Below are 2,241 nucleotides of genomic sequence, written 5' to 3'. Positions count from 1 at the left end.
ATTACGCCCCCAACGCTGTTGGCAACTTCTGCTTCGATGTCACGCTGACCTACCGTCGGCTGGAGCGTCCTCGACGCCGTACGACGGCGGTGTGACATGTCTGGTATTACATTTGTGACGTGTCTGGGAGTCGTTGCAGCGCTGAGGAATTCGCATGTCGTGTCAACGCGGCTGTGGAGTTGCTCGACGCTGGCGTTGCGGTGGCCGATACCGCGCGAATGCTGGCGGTTCGGTTCGGTTGCTCGGCTCGTCAGGCCTGCCGCTACGTGGCGCGAGCCGAGGTCGGCGGCCGGCTGGAGGTTCCGGATACGACGGTGGTGTTCACCGTCAAAGTTCCTGCAGCGCTCGCTGTTCGGGTTCGTGAGCATGCCCGTATCTCCGGTGGGTCGATCTCCGCCCTGGTCGTGCAGGCATTGACCGAATTCCTGGCGTCCGCCCACACGCGGCCGGGGCGCGGGTGAACGATCGAAAGGTCGAGACGCAGTTCGTCTTCGACCGTCACGCGGCCACGGACTTGTCGGTGGCCTACGAGATATTGGTACCGCAGAAGCGAGCCCGCATCGGCCGGGCTCAGGAAGGACGACCGCCCCGTGACGAGCGCGGTGATCTACGCCCGGGTGTCCTCGGCCCGGCAGAAGAAGAACGAGACGATCGGCTCGCAGATCGCGGCGCTGCGCGCGCACGCCGACCACCTCGGGCTCGTGGTGCCTGAGGAGTGGATCTTCGCCGATGACGGGCACTCCGGGGCGACCCTGGTGCGGCCCGCGCTGGAGCGGCTGCGGGACCTGGTCGCCGGGGTCGGGATCGATGTGGTGTTGTGCTACTCCCCGGATCGCCTCGCCCGCAAGTTCGCCTACCAGGCACTGTTGATCGAGGAATTCACCCGCGCCGGGGTCCGGGTCGAGTTCGTCAACGGCCCGCGCGGCGACACCCCCGAAGACCAGCTGCTGGTGCAGTTCCAGGGCATGTTCGCCGAATACGAGAAAGCCCAGATCATGGAGCGTTACCGGCGTGGCAAGACCCACCGCGCCCGCAGCGGGTCGGTCAACGTGCTCGGCGGCGCCCCGTTCGGCTACCGGTACCTGCGCAAGACCGACCACACCGGCGCCGTTTACGAGATCGACGAGCACGAGGCCGCCCTGGTCGCCGAGCTGTTCCGCCGCTACGCCGACGACGGCGCCTCGATCGCGGATTTGGCGCGCTGGCTGACCGAGTCCGGTGTCACCACCCGCACCGGCAAGACCCGCTGGGATCGGTCGGTGATCTGGGCCATGCTGCGCAATCCCGCCTACGCCGGGCGCGCGGTGTTCGGAAAAACCAAGGTCGTGCACGAATCGGCGGCGCTGAACCGGGTGGCCCGGCTGCAAGGCCGATCCACACCGAAGGCGTCCAAGACCGTGGACCGCCCGCGCGAGGACTGGATCGAGATCCCGGTGCCCGCGATCGTGTCCGAGGTGACGTTCGACCGGGTCGCACAACGGCTGGCCGACAACAAACGCTTCGCCACCCGCAACAGCAAAACACCGGCGTCGCTGCTCCAAGGCCTGGCCGCCTGCGCGAGCTGCGGATACGGCTACTACAGGACATCCACACGCACCACGAACAAGAAGATCTACTACTACCGATGCCTGGGCTCGGACGACTACCGCTACGAAGGCGGGCGCGTCTGCGCGAACAAACCGGTCCGCGCGGACTACCTCGACACCGTCGTCTGGGACCACATCACCGCACTGCTGGCCGACCCGCAGCTGATCCGCACTGAGATCGACCAACGACTCGAAACCGCGAAAACTTCCGATCCTGTTGTCGCGCAACGTAAACGACTCGACATCGCCCTGGCCAAGGCACGCTCGGCGATCGCCGCCATGATCGAAGCACTCGGCGAACAATTGATTACCATCGACGAACTGCGCGCCCGCATGCCCGAACTGCGCGCCCGCGAAACCGGCCTGCGCAACCAGATCGACGCCCTGGACACCCAACTCGCCGACCGCGACGCCTACCTCGCCCTGGCCGCCGACCTGCAAGGATTCCTGTCCCAGCTCCACGACAAAGCCGAAACCTCCACCACAGACGAACGCCGCCGCGTGCTGCGATTGCTGGTCAAAGACGTCCTGATCAGCGCCGACAAGGTCACCATCCGCCATCGCATCCCCATCCGCGAACGCACCCACACCGACACACCCGCCAACGAGAACACCGACACGGAGGGCGAACATTGCCAACTGCGTTGGGGGCGTA

Annotated in this window: 2 protein-coding genes; both read left to right on the top strand. The window is 66.1% G+C overall.

Features of this window, described 5'->3' with window-relative positions; translation table 11 throughout:
- Positions 1-173: 173 nt before the first annotated feature.
- A complete protein-coding gene (locus ABH933_RS45465) occupies positions 174-461 on the top strand; it encodes a hypothetical protein (RefSeq protein ID WP_429429368.1) in 288 nt (95 codons plus the stop codon).
- 129 nt (positions 462-590) lie between these two features.
- Positions 591-2,241, top strand: a 1,651-nt coding sequence (locus ABH933_RS45460; protein ID WP_429455347.1) for a recombinase family protein, incomplete at its 3' end; no start/stop codon positions are given.

The organism is Nocardia sp. GP40, from assembly GCF_050434125.1.
Taxonomy (GTDB): domain Bacteria; phylum Actinomycetota; class Actinomycetes; order Mycobacteriales; family Mycobacteriaceae; genus Nocardia; species Nocardia albiluteola.
The sequence above is the reverse complement of the archived record's forward strand: the minus strand, read 5'-3'. Positions and strand labels throughout refer to the sequence as shown.